Source organism: Paenibacillus sp. FSL A5-0031 (assembly GCF_001956295.1).
In the GTDB taxonomy this organism is placed as follows: Bacteria; Bacillota; Bacilli; order Paenibacillales; family Paenibacillaceae; genus Pristimantibacillus.
This window is the reverse complement of sequence record NZ_MRTD01000009.1, coordinates 208,316-230,992: the sequence shown is the minus strand read 5'-3', so window position 1 is coordinate 230,992 and position 22,677 is coordinate 208,316. Positions and strand designations below refer to the sequence as shown.

Annotated in this window: 18 protein-coding genes and 1 other annotated feature; of the genes, 6 read left to right on the top strand and 12 right to left on the bottom strand. The window is 46.4% G+C overall.

Annotated features, from left to right (window positions below):
- Positions 1-26 precede the first annotated feature (26 nt).
- The 7 genes from BK120_RS17735 to BK120_RS17705 all read right to left on the bottom strand — a co-directional run bounded on the left by BK120_RS17735 (position 27) and on the right by BK120_RS17705 (position 7,800).
- Positions 27-659 carry a fumarylacetoacetate hydrolase family protein gene (locus BK120_RS17735; protein ID WP_076268820.1) on the bottom strand — a complete coding sequence of 211 codons (633 nt, stop codon included), beginning with the start codon at positions 657-659 and terminating at the stop codon, positions 27-29.
- A 45-nt stretch (positions 660-704) separates the two neighbouring features.
- A complete protein-coding gene (locus tag BK120_RS17730; RefSeq protein WP_076268819.1) occupies positions 705-2,654 on the bottom strand; it encodes an ABC-F family ATP-binding cassette domain-containing protein in 1,950 nt (649 codons plus the stop codon).
- 158 nt (positions 2,655-2,812) lie between these two features.
- Positions 2,813-4,198, bottom strand: coding sequence for a class II fumarate hydratase (fumC, locus tag BK120_RS17725; protein WP_076268818.1), 1,386 nt, complete (start codon positions 4,196-4,198; stop codon positions 2,813-2,815).
- Positions 4,199-4,337: 139 nt separating this feature from the next.
- On the bottom strand, positions 4,338-5,570 hold the full coding sequence (locus tag BK120_RS17720; RefSeq protein ID WP_076268817.1) for a GAF domain-containing sensor histidine kinase: 1,233 nt from the start codon (positions 5,568-5,570) through the stop codon (positions 4,338-4,340).
- A gap of 165 nt (positions 5,571-5,735) precedes the next feature.
- Positions 5,736-6,611 carry a glycoside hydrolase family 43 protein gene (locus BK120_RS17715; RefSeq protein WP_076268816.1) on the bottom strand — a complete coding sequence of 292 codons (876 nt, stop codon included), beginning with the start codon at positions 6,609-6,611 and terminating at the stop codon, positions 5,736-5,738.
- 109 nt (positions 6,612-6,720) lie between these two features.
- Positions 6,721-7,389: a bifunctional 2-keto-4-hydroxyglutarate aldolase/2-keto-3-deoxy-6-phosphogluconate aldolase gene (locus BK120_RS17710; RefSeq protein WP_076268815.1), complete on the bottom strand. Its 669-nt coding sequence runs from the start codon at positions 7,387-7,389 to the stop codon at positions 6,721-6,723.
- 99 nt (positions 7,390-7,488) lie between these two features.
- Positions 7,489-7,800: a Dabb family protein gene (locus tag BK120_RS17705; RefSeq protein ID WP_076268814.1), complete on the bottom strand. Its 312-nt coding sequence runs from the start codon at positions 7,798-7,800 to the stop codon at positions 7,489-7,491.
- Between the two features lie 241 nt (positions 7,801-8,041).
- Between BK120_RS17705 and BK120_RS17700 the strand changes: the two genes are divergently transcribed.
- Both BK120_RS17700 and BK120_RS17695 read left to right on the top strand, forming a co-directional pair.
- Entirely contained in the window at positions 8,042-12,115 is a 4,074-nt protein-coding gene (locus BK120_RS17700) for a bifunctional 2',3'-cyclic-nucleotide 2'-phosphodiesterase/3'-nucleotidase (protein ID WP_076268813.1), read from the top strand.
- 123 nt (positions 12,116-12,238) lie between these two features.
- On the top strand, positions 12,239-13,375 hold the full coding sequence (locus BK120_RS17695) for a winged helix DNA-binding domain-containing protein (RefSeq protein WP_076268812.1): 1,137 nt from the start codon (positions 12,239-12,241) through the stop codon (positions 13,373-13,375).
- Here the strand turns inward: BK120_RS17695 and BK120_RS17690 are convergent.
- Complete coding sequence (locus BK120_RS17690; protein WP_076268811.1) at positions 13,354-14,583, bottom strand: DUF418 domain-containing protein; 1,230 nt, start codon at positions 14,581-14,583, stop codon at positions 13,354-13,356. The two genes, BK120_RS17695 and BK120_RS17690, sit on opposite strands and share 22 nt — an antisense overlap.
- Positions 14,584-14,714: 131 nt before the next feature.
- Here BK120_RS17690 and BK120_RS17685 point away from each other — a divergent pair, with 131 nt between their 5' ends.
- Positions 14,715-15,464, top strand: a complete 750-nt coding sequence (locus BK120_RS17685; RefSeq protein ID WP_076268810.1) for a response regulator transcription factor — start codon at positions 14,715-14,717, stop codon at positions 15,462-15,464.
- On the top strand, positions 15,461-17,197 hold the full coding sequence (locus BK120_RS17680; RefSeq protein ID WP_076268809.1) for a sensor histidine kinase: 1,737 nt from the start codon (positions 15,461-15,463) through the stop codon (positions 17,195-17,197). Before BK120_RS17685 ends, BK120_RS17680 begins: the two co-directional genes overlap by 4 nt.
- Positions 17,198-17,241: 44 nt before the next feature.
- Here the strand turns inward: BK120_RS17680 and BK120_RS17675 are convergent, their stop codons facing one another.
- The gene (locus BK120_RS17675) at positions 17,242-18,429 is read right to left on the bottom strand and encodes an aminotransferase class I/II-fold pyridoxal phosphate-dependent enzyme (RefSeq protein ID WP_076268808.1); all 1,188 of its coding nucleotides are present in this window, start codon (positions 18,427-18,429) and stop codon (positions 17,242-17,244) included.
- Between the two features lie 52 nt (positions 18,430-18,481).
- Positions 18,482-18,719: a binding site (T-box leader), on the bottom strand.
- A gap of 244 nt (positions 18,720-18,963) precedes the next feature.
- On the opposite strand from BK120_RS17675, the gene BK120_RS17670 reads away from it, so the two are divergent.
- Both BK120_RS17670 and BK120_RS17665 read left to right on the top strand, forming a co-directional pair.
- Positions 18,964-19,677, top strand: coding sequence for a class I SAM-dependent methyltransferase (locus BK120_RS17670; RefSeq protein WP_076268807.1), 714 nt, complete (start codon positions 18,964-18,966; stop codon positions 19,675-19,677).
- 79 nt (positions 19,678-19,756) lie between these two features.
- Positions 19,757-20,095 (top strand): hypothetical protein, encoded by a 339-nt coding sequence (locus BK120_RS17665; RefSeq protein ID WP_076268806.1) that lies wholly within the window; start codon positions 19,757-19,759, stop codon positions 20,093-20,095.
- 164 nt (positions 20,096-20,259) lie between these two features.
- On the opposite strand, the gene BK120_RS17660 is transcribed toward BK120_RS17665, so the two are convergent.
- From BK120_RS17660 to BK120_RS17650, 3 genes are all read right to left on the bottom strand, one after another.
- Positions 20,260-20,475 carry a hypothetical protein gene (locus BK120_RS17660; RefSeq protein ID WP_076268805.1) on the bottom strand — a complete coding sequence of 72 codons (216 nt, stop codon included), beginning with the start codon at positions 20,473-20,475 and terminating at the stop codon, positions 20,260-20,262.
- Positions 20,476-20,718: 243 nt separating this feature from the next.
- Complete coding sequence (locus tag BK120_RS17655) at positions 20,719-21,399, bottom strand: S-layer homology domain-containing protein (protein WP_076268804.1); 681 nt, start codon at positions 21,397-21,399, stop codon at positions 20,719-20,721.
- A 72-nt stretch (positions 21,400-21,471) separates the two neighbouring features.
- A complete protein-coding gene (locus BK120_RS17650) occupies positions 21,472-22,671 on the bottom strand; it encodes an MFS transporter (RefSeq protein WP_076268803.1) in 1,200 nt (399 codons plus the stop codon).
- Positions 22,672-22,677: the final 6 nt, after the last annotated feature.

Sequence of the window (22,677 nt, the reverse complement as noted above, 5' to 3'; positions counted from 1 at the left end):
TGCCGCGAAATGATAATCAAATGATCTTATACAAGCTTTACGCCGCAGCTACCTACAGCTGTACCTGCCCATAATGCTTGCAGCTGGTCACCGTCATGCAAAGCAGCCACTCCTGCTGGAGTTCCTGTGAATAGAAGATCGCCGGGGCCAAGCCCGTAATGCTCTCCTACGAATTGAATCAGCTCCGATACGCTGAATAACATATCGCTGGCTTTGCCGCGCTGCGCCTCTTCGCCATTTCGCAAGAGCACAAACTCGTTTTCAGCAAGAGCCGCTGCACCTGGGTAAGGAAGCCATTCACCAAGCGGAGCTGAGTTTTTAAACCCTTTGGCCGCAAGCCATGGCTGTCCCTTAGCCTTCAGCTTGGACTGAACATCACGAAGCGTTAAGTCCAAACCAAGCGCCATGCCGTCAATGCATTGTTCTGGATCGATGCCCGGCTCATAAGCACGGCCAATCCGCAGTACGATTTCAAGCTCAAAGTGCACCTCGCCTACATTACCGGGAAGATCTACGGTGTTGCCTGCCATTGGAACAATGGCATGCGACGGCTTTGTAAACACGAGCGGCTTATCAGGCACCTCATTGCCAAGCTCCAAAGCGTGAAGTTTATAATTTCGACCGATACAATAAATATTACGAATCTCATTGCTGCTCATGAACAATGCCGCCTTTCTATTTCAACTAGGTTAAATCGGTTTCGTTTACTTCTGGGCAGCAATTTGCTCAGCCAATTCATTCAGTTCTGCCCAGCGGTCCATTAGCTTTTCCAGCTTTTCTTCCAGCTGCTGCTGCTCTGCTGCCAGCTCTAGGAGACGAGCAGAATCGCTGCTTGCAGCTTCCATGCGTGAGGCGATTTCGCTGATCTCGGTTTCCGCAGCCTCAATCCAGCCATCGATTTGCTCAAAGTCCTTTTGATCCTTGTAGGACATTTTGAGTGTACGTCCCTTAACCGCGGGTTTCGCAGCCGCTTCTGCACTTTTCACCTCTGCGCTCGAAGCCGCTTTTGCAACGGCTGTGTCGGCTGCAACCGCTGATGGCGTAGTTCCAGAGCCGTATTTCTCAACAAACGCTTGGTAATCCGAATAGTTGCCGGTGTGATGTGCAATAACGCCATTGCCCTCGAACGCGATAATCTTGTCTACTGTCCGATCAAGAAAATAACGATCATGAGAGACAACGAACACCACGCCTGGGAAATCGTCAAGATAATCCTCCAGCACTGTAAGTGTGGAAATATCCAAGTCATTCGTCGGCTCATCGAGCAGCAGCACATTCGGTGCATTCATTAACACGCGCAATAGCTGCAAGCGGCGCTTCTCGCCGCCGGACAGCTTCGAAATCGGTGTCCACTGCATCGTAGGGGAGAATAGGAAACGCTCCAGCATTTGTCCCGCCGATATGGTCGAGCCATCAGCCGTCTTTACTTGCTCAGCGCCCTCGCGGATATATTCGATCACTCGCAAAGACTGATCCATCTCTTCATGCTCTTGCGAGAACCAGCCCAGTTTGACTGTTGTACCAAGGTCCACGGTTCCTTCGTCTGGCGTTAATTGCCCTGTAATCAGCTTCATTAGCGTTGACTTCCCGCTTCCGTTGCGTCCGACGATGCCTACTCGGTCCTCTGGAACGGCAATATAGCTGAAATCGCGAATAAGCGTCCGATCACCAAAGCCTTTTTTCACATTTTCCATTTCAAGGATTTTACGGCCAAGTCTAGTCGAAGCTACCGATACGTCCATCTTCCCGCCCGCTTGCTTCGGTGCATCTGCCTTAAGCGCCTCAAAGCGATCGATACGCGCCTTTTGCTTCGTTGATCTTGCTTTTGCCCCTCGTCTGATCCACGCGAGTTCATTGCGCAGCAAATTTTGACGCTTCGATTCCGTCGAAGCTTCCCGCTCCTCGCGGTCCAGCTTCAGCTCAAGGAAACGACTGTAGTTTGCTTGATAGAAATGGGCTTGGCCTTTATCGAGCTCGATGACGCGGTTACTGACACGATCAAGGAAATACCGATCATGCGTAATCATGAGCAATGCGCCTCTGCGTTTTTGCAGCATGCCTTCGAGCCAAGCCACGGAATCATTATCGATATGGTTCGTAGGCTCATCCAGAATGAGCACATCGGAAGGAAGCAATAAAGCAGCAGCCATAGCGACACGCTTGCGCTGGCCGCCGGACAACGTCTCTACCTTCGCTTCAAAATCATTAATGCCAAGCTTTGACAGCGCCATCTTCGCATCGCTCTCCAGCTGCCATGCATCAAATTCATCCATAAGCTGATTTGCCTTAATCAGCTTATCTTGCAGCGCTACATCGCTTGGATTAAGCTCAATCGCTTCCATTGCCGCAGCATAAGCCTGCACAGCTCTTAGCTGTGGAGAATCTCCGCCAAGCACATGCTCCAGCGTCGTTTCGTTCGGTGCAAATACCGGGTCCTGCGCCAGCATTCTAACCGTTACCCGGTTGCCGATCGACACTGTGCCTGAGTCAGCTTGTTCTAGGCCCGCAATCACCTTAAGAAAGGTGGACTTCCCCGTGCCGTTCACACCAATGATGCCGACTTTGTCGCCATCCTCTACGCCAAATGTTACATTTTCGAACAATAGCTTCTCGCCATAGCTCTTCGTTATATGTTCTACAGACAATAAATGCATGAGACAAACCTACTTTTTTGGAATAGTATTGCTGCGATTGCAGCCCCTCGTATCATACCATAAAAAGCCCATATCATAACATGAACCTCTGTACAGCAAAAAGAATCAGCACCTTGTCCCATGAGACAAGAGCTGATCCTTTCTTATTTCGCTGTTTATTAACGCTTTCCGATCATGTTCTCGGGACGAACAAATTCATCGAATTGCTCTGAAGTAAGCAAGCCGCTCGCGATAGCCGACTCCTTCAATGTTAGTCCTTTTTTATGTGCGTTTTTGGCAATGGCAGCCGCATTCTCGTAGCCGATATGCGGATTAAGCGCTGTGACCAGCATAAGCGACTGATCCAGATTACGTTTGATTACCGCTTCGTTTGGCTCGATGCCAACCGCGCAGTTGTCGTTGAATGAAACCATGCCATCAGCAAGAAGGGCTACTGATTGCAGGAAGTTATAAATGATAACTGGTTTGAATACGTTTAGCTCGAAGTTTCCTTGGCTTGCTGCCATCGAAATAGCCGTATCATTTCCAATCACTTGGCATACTGCCATCGTCAAAGCTTCGCTTTGCGTTGGATTAACTTTACCTGGCATAATCGAGCTACCCGGCTCGTTCTCTGGAATTGAAATTTCACCGATGCCGCAGCGAGGACCGCTTGCCAGCCATCTTACATCGTTTGCAATTTTCATCAAATCAGCCGCCAGCGCTTTTACGGCACCATGCGTATATACGATTTGGTCGTGGCTTGTAAGCGAGTGGAATTTGTTCTCTGCCGTTACAAATGTTTTGCCTGTAAGCGCCGTTACTTCTTGCGCCACTGCAACTGCAAAGTCAGGGTGAGCGTTAAGGCCCGTACCAACTGCCGTACCGCCAAGCGCTAGATCGCGCATCGTTTCTACGCTTTGTACTAACATAGCGCGCGTTCTGTCCAGCATGGAGTACCAGCCGCTGATTTCTTGGCCCAGCGTAATTGGTGTAGCATCTTGAAGATGAGTACGTCCGATTTTTACAATATCGTTAAACTTCTCCGCTTTCGCGCGAAGCGTGCCATTCAGTAGATCAAGAGATGGAAGCAAGCGATCCTCGAGCGCAATTACGCCAGCAATATGCATCGCTGCAGGGAATGTATCATTCGAGCTTTGTGAGCGGTTTACGTCATCATTCGGATGAATGCGCACTTCGCTTCCGCGTTCTGCAAGCAAGTTATTCGCACGGTTAGCAATAACCTCATTCACGTTCATGTTCGTTTGCGTGCCGCTGCCTGTTTGCCATACGACTAATGGAAAATGCTCATCCCATTTGCCTGAAACGATTTCGTCTACCGCTTCACCAATAATCGCTGATTTTGCTGCATCCAAAACGCCAAGCTTCTCGTTGGCTTGCGCGGCTGCTTTTTTAATATAAGCCATCGCATACACCACTTCGATCGGCATGCGCTCACCGCTAATTTTGAAGTTTTGCAAGCTGCGTTGCGTTTGTGCGCCCCATAGCTTATCCGCAGGAACCTGAATCTCGCCCATTGTGTCCTTCTCAATACGATAATCCATTAATTGAACGACTCCTTTAATCAATTGTGTTTTCTCTTTTTTGACCCTGTTTCTGTTATAACGCTATTCCTGTTCAGAATCAAGCAAAGCTCCCAAATTGGTTATAAGGACTGTGCTTTTGCTGAGCATGCTGCTCACGCTAAACATACGCTTCTTCAGTCATAAGAGGGAGCTCTAATGCAAAGCATGAGCCGTTCTCATTGGATTCCATCAGCCATATCCGGCCAGCCATTTGCTCAGCAAGTTTCTTACAGATAGATAGCCCGAGCCCCGTACCGCTGTATTCGAAGCTGCGCTCAGGTATATGCAATTGAGAAAATGGTTTAAAAAGCATGTCCAGCTTCTCCGCACAAATGCCGATTCCTGTATCTCTAACCTTTACAAGCATTAAAGGATAACTTGATTCTGAAGAAAGCTGCTCCACAGAAAGGGTTACACCGCCAGTATTTGTGAATTTGATCGCATTGCTGATTAGATTAATCATGATTTGCTGAATTTTCGTAGCATCGGTCCTAACCCTATCCGGTATAGTAGGACAGACTTCCGCATGAAGCTTAATGCCTTTTTTGGCAGCATCCGGACCGAGCAGCTCTTGAACTTGTTTGACGCATGAGCGCAGGTCAAGCGGGAGATGAACGAGCTCTGATTGATCGGATTCGATTTTGGCATACGATAAAATATCATTTAGCACAGCGAGCAATGAATCACCGCTGGACTGTGTAATTTTAATATATTGACGCTGCTCCTCGGTCAGCTCAGTGGACTGGAGCAGATCGATCATCCCGATGATACCATTTAGAGGAGTACGGATCTCATGACTCATCACGGCCAGCAGGTTGGATTTCTCCTCAGCCAAATCACAAATCTTATGATGAGCTTCCTGCAGCGCCATCGCTGCGTCTTCCAATTCTAGAACATTGGCAAAAAAAGCAGCTAACGATGACATGAACGCTACTTCCTTCTCGTCGTAAGCATAGAAGTTATGGTCAAAGGCGCAAAGGGAGCCGTATACTTCTCCACTTTTTTTGACGATCTGAACTCCCATGAAAGAACAACCGCCGACCAGCTTTGTTGCATCCATATCCCGCGTGAGCGGATGTGTCAGATTATTATTAATAATTAATGGCCCTTCTGACTTTTCAATGACCAAATGACAATAGGACTCTTCGTTGTCAACGACTAAGCCTTCATCCAAAATCATGTAGTCGCGATTGTACGACCTCAAGACGGTTGTTGTCATTCTGTCATTTATAGCGATGCAAAACGTGTTTGCCGGTATCATCGTATAGGCCGTGCTCATTACTTGTGTAGCCGAATTATAAATGTTTGCTGAGACTATCGTTAGCATGTCCTCAATAATAGTAGATCTCATACTACCCATCCCATCATGATTATGAATATGACCGTTACACTAAAATTCCATATGTATTGATCATATACTTCTATAGGAAAGAAGTCTAAGCCTTTCGACCTAGCAATGCCTGTGATTAAAGCAAACATCGCCTCTGGCTTGTCTCGAGCTGCCTATTTTTCTTCGTTATTCTTTGCGCTGCAGCGTACCGTTCTTCTCTTCGATTTCAATAAATACTGCTCTTTCATCCGGCTCATTATTGGGTGCGTGCATGGCAAGCATAAGCTGTCCTTCCAATGAGCGGAATAACATGCCGTGTCCACCATCCTGCGGGAAAAGCGTCTCCGCATCCTGCGTCCATGGCCCTTCAATCGTTCCGCTGGCTGAACGGGCGATCCCAATAGCGTAGCCATTTTTCGAACCGCTTGACCAAAGCATAAGCAGCTCTCCTGCTTGATTACGATATAGATAAGGGCCGTCTGTTATATAGTTGTTATGATCATCACCAAATGGAATGGCCCAAGCTGCTTCCGATGCGGAGAAAAGCGTTATCGGCTCTCCGGCCGCTTCCTTTAAATCTGCGGTCAATGGAATGGCGCACATTTTACCATCATTCACCTGCACCCATTCTTGGCAAAATACCATCCATGGCTTTCCATCTGCTTCGATATGCAGCGTACCGTCAAGACATTCCCACTCCGATGGAGTGACGGGCTTATCTGTAAGCGGGACAAAAGGCCCAAGGGGGCTATTCGATATTAAAACCTGTGTTGCGCGCCGCTTATCCTCTGACTTAAATGAAGCAAACATATAGTAGCTGTTATCGTAAACATACACTTCTGGCGCCCAAAAATGATGATCCGACCAAAAACCCGGCGCTGGCCTGAAGGCTGGATAAGGCCCATCCCAGTTCTCAAGATCAGTACTTTTGTACGTATCGAACCCTGTCCCTGGAGCTGACCATACATTCTCATCCGTTGTCCCGTACAGGTAATAACATTTCTCTTGCTCATTTACGAGTATATAAGGATCACGAATTCGAATTTGCTCTCGTTTCAGCATTGGCTGGATTTCCCCCTCTAAACTAGTCACGTAACTATGAGAAAATGATATCCTTTCTTACATTTCAAAAAAAAGAACCTGACAGAGGCAGCCTCCGTCAGGTATTTGATTAAAGTCCTTTTGCTTCGCGGTATGCTGCGATATAAGCAGCGGCTTTCTTCTCAATGAGCGAGAAGTCGCCAGTTTTTACAGCGTCCTTCGTTAGATCGGATCCGATACCGACCGCTACCGCGCCCGCTTTGATCCAGTCCTTTAGGTTGTCGAGCGATACGCCGCCGGTTGGCATAACGTTAGCCTGCGGCAACGGCCCTTTAATAGAAGGAATCACACTTGGTGAATATAGGTTGCCAGGGAACAGCTTCACGATATCAACGCCCAGCTCCAATGCCGTTTGAATTTCGTGAATGGTCATTGTACCCGGCAAAATAGGAACCGCATAGCGATTGCAAAGCTTGATCGTATCCGGATTAAGTGCTGGAGAAACGACATATTCCGCCCCTGCCAATATAGCAGCGCGTGCCGTTTCTGGATCTAGTACTGTGCCGACGCCGATAATAGCAAAGTTGTCAGCATCAGGTGATACGGAGCTTGAATACTCTTTGGATAATTGCTCGATGGCACGCAGTGCAAATGGCACTGTCATCGTAATTTCAATCGCTTTGATACCGCCCTTAATTGCACGGCGTGACATTTCTACAACTTCCTCAGGCGAGTCCGCACGCAATACCGCCACGACGCCGGCATCCGTCAACTGCTGAAGCACTCTAAGCTTTTTCATCCCTTAGTCCCTCTTCCCATTATGTTCGTATTTGTTCGAAAATGTGTAGTCTATACCGCTCATTATATGTCGTTTCAGCTAAATCTTCAATGGAATGTCCTACTTCGCGTAATCGATTTCAAGAAACTTTTCTACTTCTGTCACCCAACGTTCATTTACAAACTGCACATGCAGCGGATGCTCATTATAAGCATCGTAATCAGCCTGATTCGCAAATTCCATTGCGAAGCCATGGCGATAATCGTTTTTCCCGCTTACTTGCTTATACACTTGAAAGTTCTTAACAGACGGAATCGAAGTAAGAATCCGCTCGCCATCCTCCAAAAACTGCTGTTCCTCCGCAGAGCCTTGTTCATGCTTTAAGTTAAAAATGACGGAGTGCAAAATCCAGTCTTTTGTTTGCGTTGTCATTCGTTTCACTCCTTCTTCTCTATGAAATGGTTTTGTTCCTATAAAAATAACATAAACAAGCTGCTAAGTGGAACGCTTTTCGTTATAAATCCTTCCATTTTTTGTTCTTGTTCTTTTTTCAAAATATACATTACTATTAGCTTGGTTCTATTAAATTTCGAAAATATAGTATTGGAATTTAGTAGCTTCTGCTCTAATATGTTTATGTTAACATTTATGACATGAGAGGAAGATTGGTAGAATGCAAGAAGGTCAGCTTAAGGCGAAAAAGGGTTTACGAAAGCTCGCTGTCTCATCATTGACTTTATTCGTGCTCTCGATGCCGTTTAACGGTATGTTCGCAGCAGCAGCGGATGCCGGGACCAGCGTGAAACTCAGAATTATGGAAACAACAGACATTCACACCAATCTTGTGCCGTACGATTATTACAAGGATGCCGTTTCCAATACGGTCGGATTTGCTAGAACTTCAAATCTGATTAAAGCGGCTAGAGCAGAATCAAAGAACACATTCCTTGTTGACAACGGTGACCTTATCCAAGGCACGCCGCTTGGCACTTACAAGGCAGTCGTAGCTCCAATTAAAGACAAAGAGATTCATCCCGTCTATAAAGCCATGAATCAACTTGACTACGACGTTGCTACCCTAGGCAACCACGAGTTCAACTATGGATTAGACTATTTGGACAACGCTCTTAAAGGCGCCAATTTCCCTTATGTGAGCGCAAACGTATATATCGATGATAAGGACTCGAATCCGGATAACGATGTGAACCGCTTTGAGCCGTACAAAATTATTACGAAAAAAGTCGTTGATGAATCCGGTCAGGAGCAGACGCTGAAAATCGGTGTTATCGGCTTTGTACCTCCGCAAATTACACAGTGGGATAAAACTTGGCTTGAAGGCAAAGTCATTACGAAGGATATTGCCGCAACTGCTGAGAAATTTGTACCTAAAATGAGAGCGGAAGGCGCGGACATTATTATTGCTATGGCGCACACGGGCTTTAATGGCAACTCTCAAGCAAATACTAACGCTGAGGATGCTGTACTGCTTCTAAGCAAGGTGTCTGGTATTGATGCAATTACATTCTCTCATACTCATAAAGTATTCCCTGCAGTTGACGATAAATCGCTCGACGCTTTATTTAAGGATGCTTCTGGCAAAGTATATGCAAGCGTTGACAATGCGAAGGGCACGATTAATGGAGTGCCTGCCGTGCAAGCTGGATACGGCGGAAGCAATCTAGGAATTATCGATTTGTCGCTAGAGAAACAGGACGGCAAATGGAAAGTTGCTGGCTCCCAGTCTTCCACGAAAGCGATTTACGATAGCGCAGCGAAGAAACCGCTTGTTGAAATCGATCAAGCGATCATCGACGCCGTGAATGGTGACCACGAAGCAACGATTAAATACGCAAACAACCCTATCGGAACAACAACAGCGCCGATTCACAGCTATTTTGCGCTCGTACAAGACGACCCTTCTGTTCAGATCGTAACGAACGCACAGAAATGGTATGTTGAAAACTATATTAAGAAAAACCTGCCCGAATACAAGGACACGCCAATCTTGTCCGTAGGCGCTCCATTCAAGGCGGGACGCAATGGCGTTGAGGAATTCACAGAAATTAAGGCCGGCCCGCTCGCGATTAAGAGTGCAGGCGATCTTTATCTCTACGACAACACGCTTAAAGCAATTATGGTTAAGGGTTCTGTTGTGAAAGAATGGCTGGAAATGTCTGCTGGCAAATTCAATCAAATCGATCCAAGCAAATCGGAAGAGCAAGAACTGCTTAATCCTTCCTTCCAAGTGTATAACTTTGACGTGATCGATGGCGTAACTTACCAAGTTGACGTTACCAAACCAGCTAAATATAAAGTTGATGGTACGATTAATGATGCAGCTTCCAGCCGAATCATTAAGTTAAACTACAAAGGCAAGCCGGTAGATCCAAATCAAGATTTTATCGTTATTACTAACAATTACCGTGCTGGCGGCGGCGGCAACTTCCCAGGCGTTAAAGGAAGCAAATATATTATTGACGCGCCGGACGAAAATCGCCAAATCTTAATGGATTACATTAGCACGAATAAGCAAATTAACCCATCGATCGATAACAACTGGTCGATTGCTCCAGTTATGGGCGATGTAAAGGTTACATTCACTTCATCTCCAAAAGCGGCAGAGTATGCTAAAACGACGAACAACATCCGTTACTTGGATAAAGTCGATGAAAAGGGCTTCGGCATCTTCTCCCTCGACCTAAACAAGCTATTTACTGATGTACCAGCTTCTCACTGGGCTTCCCCTGCTATTAATGAGCTGGTTGCAAAACAAATCGTTACAGGCAAAACTGATACCACCTTTGAGCCAAACACGAACGTTACTCGCGCGGAGTTCGCGACACTGCTCGTGAAAGCTTTGAAATTGACTGCGAAAAGCAAAAGCTCGTTCACCGATGTTCCAGCGACTGCATGGTATGCGGAATCCGTTGCAGCGGCAAGCGAGAACGGCTTGGTTAACGGTGTTTCCAAAGGCAAATTTGCTCCGAACGACAAAATTACGCGTGAGCAAATGGCGGTAATGGCAAGCAACGCATTGAAACTCAAAGCAGGCAAAGAGACGATCGTAGCAGAAAGCAAAAAAATGGCCGACGATGCTCAAATTAGTGCTTGGGCAAAAGCTGGCGTGAATATCGTCGTTGACCGCGGGGTTATGAACGGACGCGGCGAAGGCAAGTTTGTCCCTAAAGCGTCATCGACTCGTGCGGAAGCGGCGAAAGTCGTTCATACGCTGATCAGCGATATTTCGGTACAATTGCTGGGCATTAACGATTTCCACGGACAATTGGATTACAAAAAAGATGTAAAAGATGCAGCGGGCAAAGTCGTGTCGACACTCGGAGGCGCGGATTATTTGGCCACATATTTGAAACAACGCGAAGCTTTGAATCCGAACACGCTGCTTGTGCATGCTGGTGATGCGGTTGGTGCTAGCGCACCGGTATCCGCGATGCTGCAGGATGAGCCCACAATTGATTTCTTGAACCGCCTCGGCTTCGATATCGGAACACTCGGCAACCATGAGTTTGACGCTGGCGCTGCTGAAGCACTCCGCTTAATCAACGGAGGCAAAAACCCGAAGACGGGCAAGGATTTCGCAGGCGCAAACTTCCCGTATGTCGCTGCAAACGTAGTGGATGCAAACGGCAAACCGCTGCTTGACGCCTACAAAGTACTTGAGGTTGGCGGAGTTAAAGTAGGTTTTATCGGGGTCGTAACGAATATTACGCCTTCTGTCGTAAAAGCTGAAAGCATAAAAGGTCTTAACTTTATCGAGCAAGCTCCAGCGGTTAACAAAGCAGTGAAGGAGTTGCAAGCGAAAGGCGTGCATACCATCGTTATTTTGGCGCATGATCCATTCGATGGCAAAGCCGACGCTCCAACTGGCGAAGTTGTCGATCTGGCTAACAACGTTGATGATGATGTAGACGTTATCTTCGCAGGCCACAACCATGGCGGTCTGAACAAAATGATCGACGGCAAGCTTGTCATTGAAGCCTTCTCTTATGGTACGGCTTTCTCTGATGTGGATCTAGTTATCGATCGTGCAACGCATAACGTTATTTCCGCAAAAGGCGAAGTCGTTGAAGTGAAACGCGAAGGCGTTACGCCGGATGCAGAAATTGCACAAATGATCAAATCGTACCAAGAGCTGAACGCTCCAGTTATGAACGCACCGGTTACTAAAACGGATGCTGCCATTACACGTACAACTAACGCTTCCGGCGAATCAGCTCTAGGAAACCTAATTGCCGATGGCATGCGCGAAGTAATGAAAGCGGACTTTGCATTCATGAATTCGGGCGGAATCCGTAATGATCTTCCACAAGGAAATGTCACTTATGGAAACATGTTCTCCGTACAGCCTTTCGGCAACGTGCTCATTAAGATGACGCTGACTGGCGCGCAAATGAAAGAGCTGATGAATCAGCAATGGTCAGGAACTAGCCCGAAGATTGGCCAAATTTCCGGTTTCACATATCAGTATGACGATAGCAAGCCAGACGGCCAAAAGATTGTTGAAATCAAGAAAGCCGATGGCACTGTTCTAGATGACTCAGCAGCCTATACGATTGTCGTGAACGATTTTATGGCAACAGGCGGCGACGGCTACACGGTGCTCTTGAAAGGAACAAACCGTGAGGCTGGTCCTGTAGATCTTGACGCTACGATCACATACATTAATGCGAAATCCACAGCCGGTACTATCGCGGCAAAAATTGAAGGCCGCTTTACTAAAGTGAACTAATCACCTGTTAAAAGAAAATCCCCCTCGCCGATGCTTCATTCGCACCGGTCGAGGGGGATTTTTTGTATACTAAAGTGAACAATGAAAAATAACCGAATCGTAAATAGAGAGGGGATTCATTGCATGGCTTCATCTAATAAGCGAACAAAGAATGCAGCAGCACCTATTTTAGGAACGCGCCAATTAAATAGAGCTTTGCTTGAGCGGCAAATGCTGCTGCGAAGATCCGATATATCCGTGCTGGAGGCCATCCAGCATTTGGTTGCCATTCAGTCACAAGCGCCTAACCCGCCCTATTTTGCGTTATGGACACGGCTTGAGAACTTCCGACAAGAGCAGCTCTCTAGGCTCATCACGGAGCGTCAGGTCGTGCGCATTGCTCTCATGCGCTCTACGATTCATCTGGTCAGTGCGCGTGACGGTTTGGAATTGCGACCCTTGCTTCAACCTGCTCTAGAAAAAGGCATGTTTAGTACATACGGAAAAATGCTGCAAAACATAGACCTCGAAGCTATCAGTGAAGCAGGTCGCGCTTTAGTGGAGGAGCAGCCTCGCACGTTCAACGAACTCGGCAATCTACTCGCGTTAGAGTGGCCTAATGTTGACCCATCTGCCCTTAGCGCTGCCATTCGAACTCTCGTCCCGCTCGTCCAAATCCCGCCTCGCGGTGTATGGGGACTTAGTGGTCAAGCAACACATACATCTGCGGAAGCTTGGCTTGGACAATCGCTTACGAACTCTCCTTCCCTCGAGACGATGCTGCTGCGTTACCTTGGCGCCTTTGGCCCCGCAACCATTAAGGATATGCAAGTATGGTCTGGGCTAAGCAAGCTCCGCGAGACTATCGAACAGCTGCGTCCCAGCCTGCGTACCTTCTCCAATGAGAAGGGCAATGAGCTGTTTGATTTGCCGGATGCTCCCTTGCCGCCCAGCGACACGATAGCTCCGCCGCGCTTTCTATCCGAGTTCGATAATATGCTGCTCTCCTACTCTGACCGCAGCCGCATTTTGGATGAAAAGTATAAACCGCTCGTGTTCACGATTAACGGCATTATTCGCTCTACGTTTTTAATAGACGGATTCGTACGCGGCACGTGGAAAATAGAACAAAACAACGAAACCGCTGCACTCATTATTCAATCATTTGAGAAGTTAAGCCCAGCTGATCATGATGCTTTAGTGGAAGAGGGCCAAAAGCTGCTCACATTCGCTGCAGGCAGCTCCCTCTCGCATGATATTCAGTTCATAGCGCTAAAATAAGTATGATCCGCAGCCTGTGCATCTGCTGCTTTTTTCGAAAACCGAGCTTTTCCGCTAAACGACCAATATGTTGCAATGCGAAGCAGTCGCTCAAATGGGCCATTTTTGAACCAGAACAGGATGAAGCTGGACACAACGGCTTGAACGGCATAAATGGCTATGCCAAGCAGTACGCCGTTAAGCACCCCGATTTCTCCAAACCAGCCCAACGCATATCCATAAAATATAGTGGTACAAATCACCGTCTGCATTAAATAGTTGGTCATAGACATTCGTCCAACCGATTCAAATGCCATGATGATATAGGATCGTTTAGATAAAAACGACATGACGACCGCAAGACCAAAAATATACCCAAAGGCCAGCAATTGCCCGCCTAACGACAATAATACGCTGCTCCATGCCCAATCCGGCTTTAATACAGCTATCGCTTTCAATAGAAGACCTAGTGGCAGCAGTATGCCGCTGAGCCAAGCAAATTTACGTCTCTCCCGCTTAGGATTATGAAACCACTGCTTATTGGCAGCCGCTATGCCGAACAAAAACATAGGCATCATCAGCATCGGCATCAAAGCCATAAGCACTGCCATGACGGCCACAGGCAGGTCTAGCGGGTCTTCTTCTTGACGAAAATTCATAATTTCCTGATAGGTTCCTTCACCATATACGGTAATAGACTCTTCTACGTAATCATGCATGCGAGCTTTCTCTTTTGGCGTATCCTCCTTCAAGTCGTAGCCGAGTCCAGACATTAATATGCTTAATATGACTCCCCATATAATAAGCGTTTTTGGCTTTCTTTTTACAAACAGTAATAAGAAAAATCCAGTTATTCCATAGGCCAATAGGATATCGCCCTCCCAAAGGAGCATGCTATGCAAAAGCCCAAGTCCTATTAACATAAAAAAGCGCCGTACCATATACCTCGTCGGCTTGAGCCCCTTGGCGATTAGTCCTTCACGCAGCTTAAAGAGGCTGTAGCCGAATAAAAACATAAAGATAGGCATAAAGCTGCCTTCCACCGCTACCTTGAGAACTTGATGCGTCACTTCATCTGTAGGAGTAGGATGAAATAGCTGCATTTCCTCTTTCCCATAAATGCCATATTGAAAAATAAGCATGTTCGCCAGCAGTATGCCAAGCAAGCAGAACCCTCTAATCGCATCAATAACGCGAATTCGCTGTCCCGTTTCATTTTGATTTATCATTCCCATCACCTCTTACCCAATCATAAGGATTCCAATTGAACAGCGAACAAACGGAATCATAACAGCAGCTTAATTTTTTTCTATTTTGTTCAACAGATGTTAAGGTTTGTGTGCTAGCATAAAACGGGGTGATGAACATGAACAAAATTGTCATAGTGGAAGACGAACCTTCTATTGTAAAAATGCTGCAGCTGGTGCTCCAAAAGGAAGGCTTCCAGCATATCTATACGGCAGGAACCTGCCAAGAAGCTCTCGATACGATCGCTCGCTACGGTGCCGATATCGTGCTGCTGGATGTGATGCTGCCCGACGGCAGCGGATTTGAGCTTTGCTCAAAAATTAGACTGCTGGGCAATCCGCATATCTTATTTTTAACCGCCAAAGCATCCGATCTCGATATACTGACCGGATTTGCGATGGGCGGCGATGACTATATCACAAAACCATTTAATCCATTGGAGATTGCAGCTCGCATTAAAGCAAGGCTACGCCGCATGGAAGAGGCGGAGTCACCTCCACCGCATTCCACATTTGCTACGTCAATATCCGCTGCCTCTGCCCCTCATCTAACCTACCGTTATGGCCGTTTTCAGTTAAATGAAGCAGCTGGGGAATTATTAGTAGATAATCAGCCGGTATCATGCCCTGCACAGGTTTTTCAGCTGCTGCTGTATTTCTGCAAAAACCCCGGCATCGTCTTCTCGAAAGGTCAGCTTTATGAAGCGGTATGGGGCATTGACGGATTAGGGGACGACAACACGGTTATGGTTCACATCAGGCGAATTCGTGAGAGGATTGAATATGATCCCAGTATGCCGACGCATTTGCTTACCGTTCGTGGTCTCGGCTACAAATTAGTTAAGGAGCCTGTAAGCCTATGAAGGTTCAACGCCGGATGGCCTTTCATTTTACATATCAGCTCGTCGTGTATTCCATTCTCATATTCGTTGCGATGATCGTGCTGTTTCTTGTCCTTATTAATAAAATTACGAACGAGGATCTCAAACGGAATTTTCCCGCCGGCGCGCTTAGTTCCATTGTCGCGGAAACCGACTATTCGAGAAAAGAGATTAAGATGTCGACGCACTGGAAGGAGCTCATTGAAGAGCGTGATATGTGGCTGCAAGTCGTGGACTCCAAAGGGCAGGTTATTTATTCCGTTCATTCGCCGATAGAGCAGCCGACTTCTTATTCGATTACGCAGCTTTTAGCCATCCAGCAATCCGAAAAATCCGGTATCTATACCGTCGATAACGAGCTCGATCTGACGTATTCTACTCCGCTGCTCTTTCTTCTTGGCTACAAAAATCCGCAGCAAGAGAAGCTGACTGCATGGTATATGGCATACCAGCAGAATGGACTAGTAAATGAGGCATATAAGAATGACCTGCTCACTGAGCTAAGGAAAACGAACAGCTATTTGCTAATCGTCGACCAAGAAGGCAAAAGTGTTCAAACGATTGGAGATCAGACTTCAGCTATCGATGTATATGAGCCGCTGGAAGTGCTGACTATGCAGCAAAAGCCTGGTGATTATGATACGAACATCTTTGTGTATCAGCCTGAAAATAGTGATATGACTTGGATTTTGCACACGCCAAATGAACAAATAACGTATACGAAGCAGCCCATCCTATCGGAAGCCATACGTATCTTCATTTGGATAGGCGGCTCGCTGCTCTTACTCTCCCTTGCTATCTCCATTTGGCATGGCTATCGATATGGTCAGCCGCTCATCCTATTCGCTGGTTGGTTCGAGCGGATGGGCAATGGACGGTATGATGAGGTGCTTACGCCAAAGGATCGCAAAAAGGTATTCCGCCGCAGCGGCAAGCTTCGAATTCGCTACCGCCTTTACCGGGAAGTGATTGCGGCTTTCTACCAAATGGCCGAGCGGCTGGCGCAAACAGAGAAGGATCGGCGCCAGCTTGAGAAAACGAGAGAGGAATGGATGACTGGCATTTCGCATGATTTGCGCACGCCGCTCTCTACCATTCAAGGCTACGGCTATATATTGGAAAGCTCCCCTGCGCAGTGGAGTGATGAAGAGCTTCGGGACATGGGCAAAATGATTCGTGAAAAAAGCAGCTATATGCTGGAGCTTATGAATGACTTCTCGCATATTTATCAAATAAAGCATGGAACCGTCGATATGGATCGACATGAATTTGAGCTCGGCGAGCTGGTTAGACGCTCAGTACTCAAATATGTGAACGATGCTACGCTTGCCGAGGTAGACTTCCTTTATGAAGGAGACGAGCTGCCTGTCAGCCTATATGGCAATCCAAAGTGGATGCAGCGGCTAATGGATAATCTGCTTTCGAACGCCGTGAAACATAATCCTACAGGCATAACCGTTACGGTAACCTGCGGCATGCTGAATGATGATGCCTACATTCGCGTCTCCGACAACGGGAGAGGCATGGACGAGGCCACTGTCAACAAGCTGTTCGAAAGATATTACCGCGGAACGAATACGGAAGAATCAAGCAGCGGTACTGGCCTTGGCATGAGCATCGCCAAAATGATCGTAGAAGCACATCAAGGACGAATCGAGGTGCGCTCTGCGATTGATGAAGGCACCTCGATTAGTATTTATTTTCCAAGCGATTGATCCACTCGTTCGAGCTGTGAGGGAGCCTATGCTGGCTCCCTTCTTTATTTCCCGGACATACCGGGTGTCCTCAAGCAGCGATCCATACGCTCAAGCGCCTCGTTAAGCCTTGATACAGAGGATGCGTAGGAGCAGCGAATGAAGCCCTCTCCTCCAAGGCCGAACACATGCCCAGGCACTGTAGCAACACTGGCATCAAACAATAGCTTTTGCGCAAATGCATCGGAAGTAAGTCCCGTATGCGCAATAGAAGGGAAAGCATAAAACGCGCCCAGCGGCTCATGGCAGGGTAGACCAATTTCCCTTAGGCCCTTAACAAACATCCGTCTGCGCTGCGCATAAGCCTCAATCATCCTATCCTTTTCATCTAATCCATTGCGAAGTGATTCTATCGCCGCAACCTGCCCAATAATTGGTGCGCACATGACGGTATACTGATGAATTTTGAGCATCGCTGCAATAAGCTCCGGATGACCGCAAGCATAACCGATTCTCCACCCTGTCATTGCAAAAGCTTTGGAGAAGCCGCTTATAAGCAGCGTTCTGTCCCGCATGCCTGGCAGTGAAGCGAAGCTTACATGTTTCGCATCGTAGGTCAGCTCTGCATAAATTTCATCGGATATAACGATTAGATTATTTTCTTCCACGACCTTAGCAACAGGAAGCCACTCTTCATAGGTCATGATAGCCCCTGTCGGGTTGTTCGGATAGTTTAAAATAAGCACCTTCGAATGCGGAGTAATGACGGCTTTCAAGGCTTCTGCCGTTAGTTTGAAATGATCCTCAGCGAACGTTTCAACCTCAATGACCTTGCCGCCATTTAACTGCGCGATCGGCGCATAGGCAATATAGCTAGGAACAGGAACAATAATTTCATCCTCTGGCGCTATTAACGCCCGCAGCGCAAGATCAATGGCTTCACTGCCTCCAACGGTAACAAGCACTTCATTCGATGGTTCGTATTTCACTTGGAACCCATTGTATAAATAATTGGCGATTTCTTCTCTAAGCTCAATAAGCCCTGCATTTGAAGTGTAGGAGGTTTTGCCCTGCTCTAGCGCACGGACGCAAGCCGCTCTTACATGCTCAGGCGTAACGAAGTCAGGCTCTCCAACGCCAAGCGAAATAATATCCTTATTGCCTTCAGCCAAGCTAAAAAATTTACGAATGCCCGAAGGCGGAATTTGCTGCACCATTGGTGAAATCATTTTACTCATTGACCATGTCTCCATTACTTTTCCTCCTAAAATATGGATAAAAAACAAAAAAAGAGACCCATCCCTATAAAGGGACGAGTCTCTACCCGTGTTACCACCCTAGTTTCACGCCAAAAGCGCGACACTCTGCTCATGTATCTAGCAATACATGTTCCCGTTAACGCTGGAAATGCGGCAGAGCTTACTCTCGTTCAGCCTGCTTCTCGGAGATGGCTTTCCGCTAGTACCCGAACGTTGGTTTTCAGCTGCCCCAACTCTCTGTTCGATCAGGCCCATAACGTACTCTTTCTCGTCATCGAATGTAAAAGCTATTTAACTTGCCATATGTGTTCATCAGTGATCTTAAAATTTTACCAATCGTACCATCAAAAACTCGGATACGCAATACCCATTTTTTAACGGATTGAAATCGATTCATTCATAGTTTAAAACTATAAAGTATATTTATATTATATATTTCCATTATGAAACAATCATCTATAATATACTGTTTAACTCAAGTGAAAATGACAAATCAGCACGCAGCCCAATATTCGAGGAGGCATTATTGTGAATGAAAATGTGAGAAAACAGTTTGATGCTGTCGCGCCTGAATATGATCGTCAGCGCCGCCAACTGATCCCCTGCTTTGAGGATTTTTACAGCATAGCAACCGACTTGGTTCACTGTGATAGCGATGCCCCGCGTATACTCGACTTAGGTGCCGGAACAGGGCTTTTCTCATCTATGATTCGCAACAAATACCCGAATGCCTCTCTTACTCTTATCGACTTAAGCGAAGAAATGCTAAAGGAGGCGCATTCTCGCTTCGGAGCTGACCCATCAGTCAGCTATATAGCTGCTGATTACTCAAGCTACCCTTACACAGAAAAATACGATGCCATCATCTCCTCCTTGTCCATCCATCACTTATCCCATCCAGCAAAACGCGACTTATTTCATACCGTTCATCAGCTTTTAAAAGAAGGCGGCAGCTTCGTTAATGCTGATCAAGCAGCCGGTACAACCGCTTATTGGGATCAATATTATATGTCGCAATGGACAACAGCCATCCGGCAAAGCGGGTTAACCACAGGTGCAATCGAAGCGGCCATCCAGCGCCGAAGCGTCGACATTAATGCCACTGTAGAGGATCAGCTTAGATGGCTGAGTGAGGCTGGTTTTGTTCATTCCGACTGCGTATATAAAAATAATGGCTTCGCTGTTTTTGCAGCATTTAAACGTAAATCCCATTTCGAACTGAATGGGACAAAAACACAATAATTACAAATTGCTTGCAATTCCTTTAATTCCTAGTATAATACTAGGTATATAAATAAAACGGAGATTGGAGCTGACCAGCATGACTTATTCCGAGAAACAAATTGCAGCAAAATGGGTTGATGATTATTTAGATCTTTATAACTTTGCTGTAATGATCGGAGATGCAGAGTGGCAGCAACAAATCCTTCAAAACCTGCGCGCCAAAGATAACCATATCCGCCTTGAAATCGAGCATGGCATTCGTGTCGATCTATGGCTTCGCTTCGATCAAATCAATCGTAAAATGCTTGATATTTACGAGCAGCTTCGGAATGCACATAATTCGGAGCAGCAGATTCAGCTAAGAGAAAAGGTTTGGGAGTTTAAGCTTCAACGGGTTATGATTGCCAGCAAGCTGAAAGCCCACTATGCGTTATAAGGCGAAGGTTCGAGGCGCAATGGTGAAGGTCTAGAAATAAAAAAAAGCCTGCATGCAGTTGGCTGCTCTGCTTAGCTATGTAGGAAAAAACGATATACGACGGCATGCCGCGAACAGCTCTGCCGATTATACTAACCGCTATGAATGGTCAGATTCATAGATGATTACATCGATACTTGCTCCATGTCACGCATCATTTGCATCATCATCGTGGACATTTCGTCACATTCCTGCATCTTCATCATCATCATGTTCATATCCATGTTGTCCATCATTTTCATTTCCATCATCATGTCCATCATCATCTTCATGGATTTCATCTTGCACATCATTTCATCCATGCACATGTTCATCATCATTTGCATTGCCATCTTTTCCATTACCATTCACCTCCCAAAAGTTTCCTATACAGAAGATACTACAGCCTTGAATTAATTTCAAGGTTTTTTTACATTTTTTATTGATTTTTCAAGATAAAATGTGATATAAATAAAGTTTACCCTTTTATACCTCATTACTCCGCTTGGAATTATCGCGTTGCTAGGAAAAATAATTTAAAAATAAAAAGGCAGTTAAGGAGGCTAAAATAACCCTCCATTAACTGCCTTTCCCTATTTCATTTTTTATTCAGCTGCTCCCTGCTCGGGTTCCGCCTTTTCCTTATGCGCTTCAATAAAGCTTTGTGTATCATACAGCATTCCTGCCGCTTCAGCACGGGTTAAAACATGCGCTGGATCAAAGTTGCCCTTCTCATCTAGAGATGCAATCTTGTATAGCAGTGAACGCTGAATGGTTCCTTGATACGCCGTCGTAATATCCTTTTCGTCCTGGATATTAATAAACATTTTGATCGTCGGATATTGACCGGTAAGCTCCAATGCTTGAACAAGATAATGCGTGAACTGCTCTTTCGTAAGTGGCGCTTGCGGATCAATATCAGCCGGGATGTCCAAACCGTTGTAGTGTGCAATGATAAAATCCTCCGCGTACCACGCATCGTTTTTCACCTTTGTATAGAAACCATCAGCGGTAGGCGCACTAGAAAAATCAATAGCGGCTAGGCTAATTTGCGTCGTTCTCACGATCAAAGAAATGCCTTGTGCTGCCGTCAAATTATCCTCTGGATGAAATGCCGTATCGCTCACTCCTTTAATAATTCCTTGCTGCTGCAAAGCTTCAATCTTTGCTTTGCTGCCTATATTTGCGATATCGCCAAATGGAGCCGCCGCGAAGGCTTGTGCTGCAATAGATGTAGAAAGCATGACCGCGACTGCTGTTATGGCTAAACTCCGTCGTTTCCTCATGGTCGTTCACCTCTCCTATAACATGATGTCCATTCTCTTATTCGAACGACCATAAGACAAGAAAGGTTGCAGTTATCCAGCATGAGAGCTTATTTTGCTGCTCGTGCCCACTTCTCTGCGCAGCCGCGCAAACAACAAGAAGAAGCCAACAATCCCGAGCGCAGCCATGACGCTGCATAATTGATACATCGCCTGCGGACCCATTTGCTCAAACACCCAGCCTCCGAGAAACCCCGCCGCAATGCCTGACAAGCCTCCCCAAGTCAGGGCATAAAGCGCTTGTCCCGATGCTCTAAATTCAGCAGGCACAAGCTGAACGGCCAGCTGCGTGCCAATATAATAGTAGCCGCCAAATGTTAAGCAGTGCAGCACTTGGATATAAATAATTTGCTGAGCAGTGTCTGCGTTTGACATCAGAAACCAGCGCAAGGCGAACAGGATGCTGATGACAACGAGGCATAATACCATCGTTTTTGTATTTTTTTTCAAATACCGATCAAGCAGCAAAAAGACTGGAATTTCAAATATGGATGACCAGAAGGCAGACCAACCGATTAAGGAAGCCTCTCCGCCCAATTCCTTAATATACAGCGGGATAAATGTCGTATTCATAGAGTTAGGAATGGAGATCACTAAACCTATGATTAAGAACAACAAGAAGGAACGGTTTACGAACATCGAACGGTAATTCACTTTGCCGGCAGGGGCTGCACCCTTCGCCTCGCCCTTTGGCAGCGTAAACGCAAAAGCAAGCGAGATAAGCATCATGACCGAATAAATAATCCAGAGACGATCAATGCCAATTTGCCCGATCACAGGTCCAGCCACCAAAGCGATAAACGCCCAGCCGAGCGAGCCGAACAAGCGAAAAGCGCCGAATTTATGGTTCGTTCCTTCAATGCTGTTAAGAATGAGACTGTTGCTCTGTGAAAATAAAGGCATTTGAAAAAAGAAAAAGAACAGCATACAGGCATAAATGATCGTATACGATTGATATAAAAAGACGAGCTGCATGACAAGCATGCTGCCAATAAGCATCACGATCAGAATTAGCCTGACATTGCGGAATCGATCGCTCAAATAACCCCATAGCGGGTTCGCGATGATCGAAACAATCGGGCCGCCGGCCATTAACGCACCAATCTCAAGCGTAGACATGCCAATGGATTGCAAATAAACAACAAAAAACGTACTGTATACGGCAATCGCGCCATATACAAAAAAGTTAAACGCTTTAATTAAATGAAAAGTACGATTCTGATTCTGATTCATATCCAA

What these genes read in the sequence shown, in the direction of transcription:
- BK120_RS17735 (WP_076268820.1), bottom strand. Translation starts at nt 659, where the DNA reads ATGAGCAGCAATGAGATTCGTAATATTTATTGTATCGGTCGAAATTAT.
- BK120_RS17730 (WP_076268819.1), bottom strand. Translation starts at nt 2,654, where the DNA reads ATGCATTTATTGTCTGTAGAACATATAACGAAGAGCTATGGCGAGAAG.
- fumC (WP_076268818.1), bottom strand. Translation starts at nt 4,198, where the DNA reads ATGGATTATCGTATTGAGAAGGACACAATGGGCGAGATTCAGGTTCCT.
- BK120_RS17720 (WP_076268817.1), bottom strand. Translation starts at nt 5,570, where the DNA reads ATGAGATCTACTATTATTGAGGACATGCTAACGATAGTCTCAGCAAAC.
- BK120_RS17715 (WP_076268816.1), bottom strand. Translation starts at nt 6,611, where the DNA reads ATGCTGAAACGAGAGCAAATTCGAATTCGTGATCCTTATATACTCGTA.
- BK120_RS17710 (WP_076268815.1), bottom strand. Translation starts at nt 7,389, where the DNA reads ATGAAAAAGCTTAGAGTGCTTCAGCAGTTGACGGATGCCGGCGTCGTG.
- BK120_RS17705 (WP_076268814.1), bottom strand. Translation starts at nt 7,800, where the DNA reads ATGACAACGCAAACAAAAGACTGGATTTTGCACTCCGTCATTTTTAAC.
- BK120_RS17700 (WP_076268813.1), top strand. Translation starts at nt 8,042, where the DNA reads ATGCAAGAAGGTCAGCTTAAGGCGAAAAAGGGTTTACGAAAGCTCGCT.
- BK120_RS17695 (WP_076268812.1), top strand. Translation starts at nt 12,239, where the DNA reads ATGGCTTCATCTAATAAGCGAACAAAGAATGCAGCAGCACCTATTTTA.
- BK120_RS17690 (WP_076268811.1), bottom strand. Translation starts at nt 14,583, where the DNA reads ATGATAAATCAAAATGAAACGGGACAGCGAATTCGCGTTATTGATGCG.
- BK120_RS17685 (WP_076268810.1), top strand. Translation starts at nt 14,715, where the DNA reads ATGAACATGAACAAAATTGTCATAGTGGAAGACGAACCTTCTATTGTA.
- BK120_RS17680 (WP_076268809.1), top strand. Translation starts at nt 15,461, where the DNA reads ATGAAGGTTCAACGCCGGATGGCCTTTCATTTTACATATCAGCTCGTC.
- BK120_RS17675 (WP_076268808.1), bottom strand. Translation starts at nt 18,429, where the DNA reads ATGGAGACATGGTCAATGAGTAAAATGATTTCACCAATGGTGCAGCAA.
- BK120_RS17665 (WP_076268806.1), top strand. Translation starts at nt 19,757, where the DNA reads ATGACTTATTCCGAGAAACAAATTGCAGCAAAATGGGTTGATGATTAT.
- BK120_RS17660 (WP_076268805.1), bottom strand. Translation starts at nt 20,475, where the DNA reads ATGGAAAAGATGGCAATGCAAATGATGATGAACATGTGCATGGATGAA.
- BK120_RS17655 (WP_076268804.1), bottom strand. Translation starts at nt 21,399, where the DNA reads ATGAGGAAACGACGGAGTTTAGCCATAACAGCAGTCGCGGTCATGCTT.
- BK120_RS17650 (WP_076268803.1), bottom strand. Translation starts at nt 22,671, where the DNA reads ATGAATCAGAATCAGAATCGTACTTTTCATTTAATTAAAGCGTTTAAC.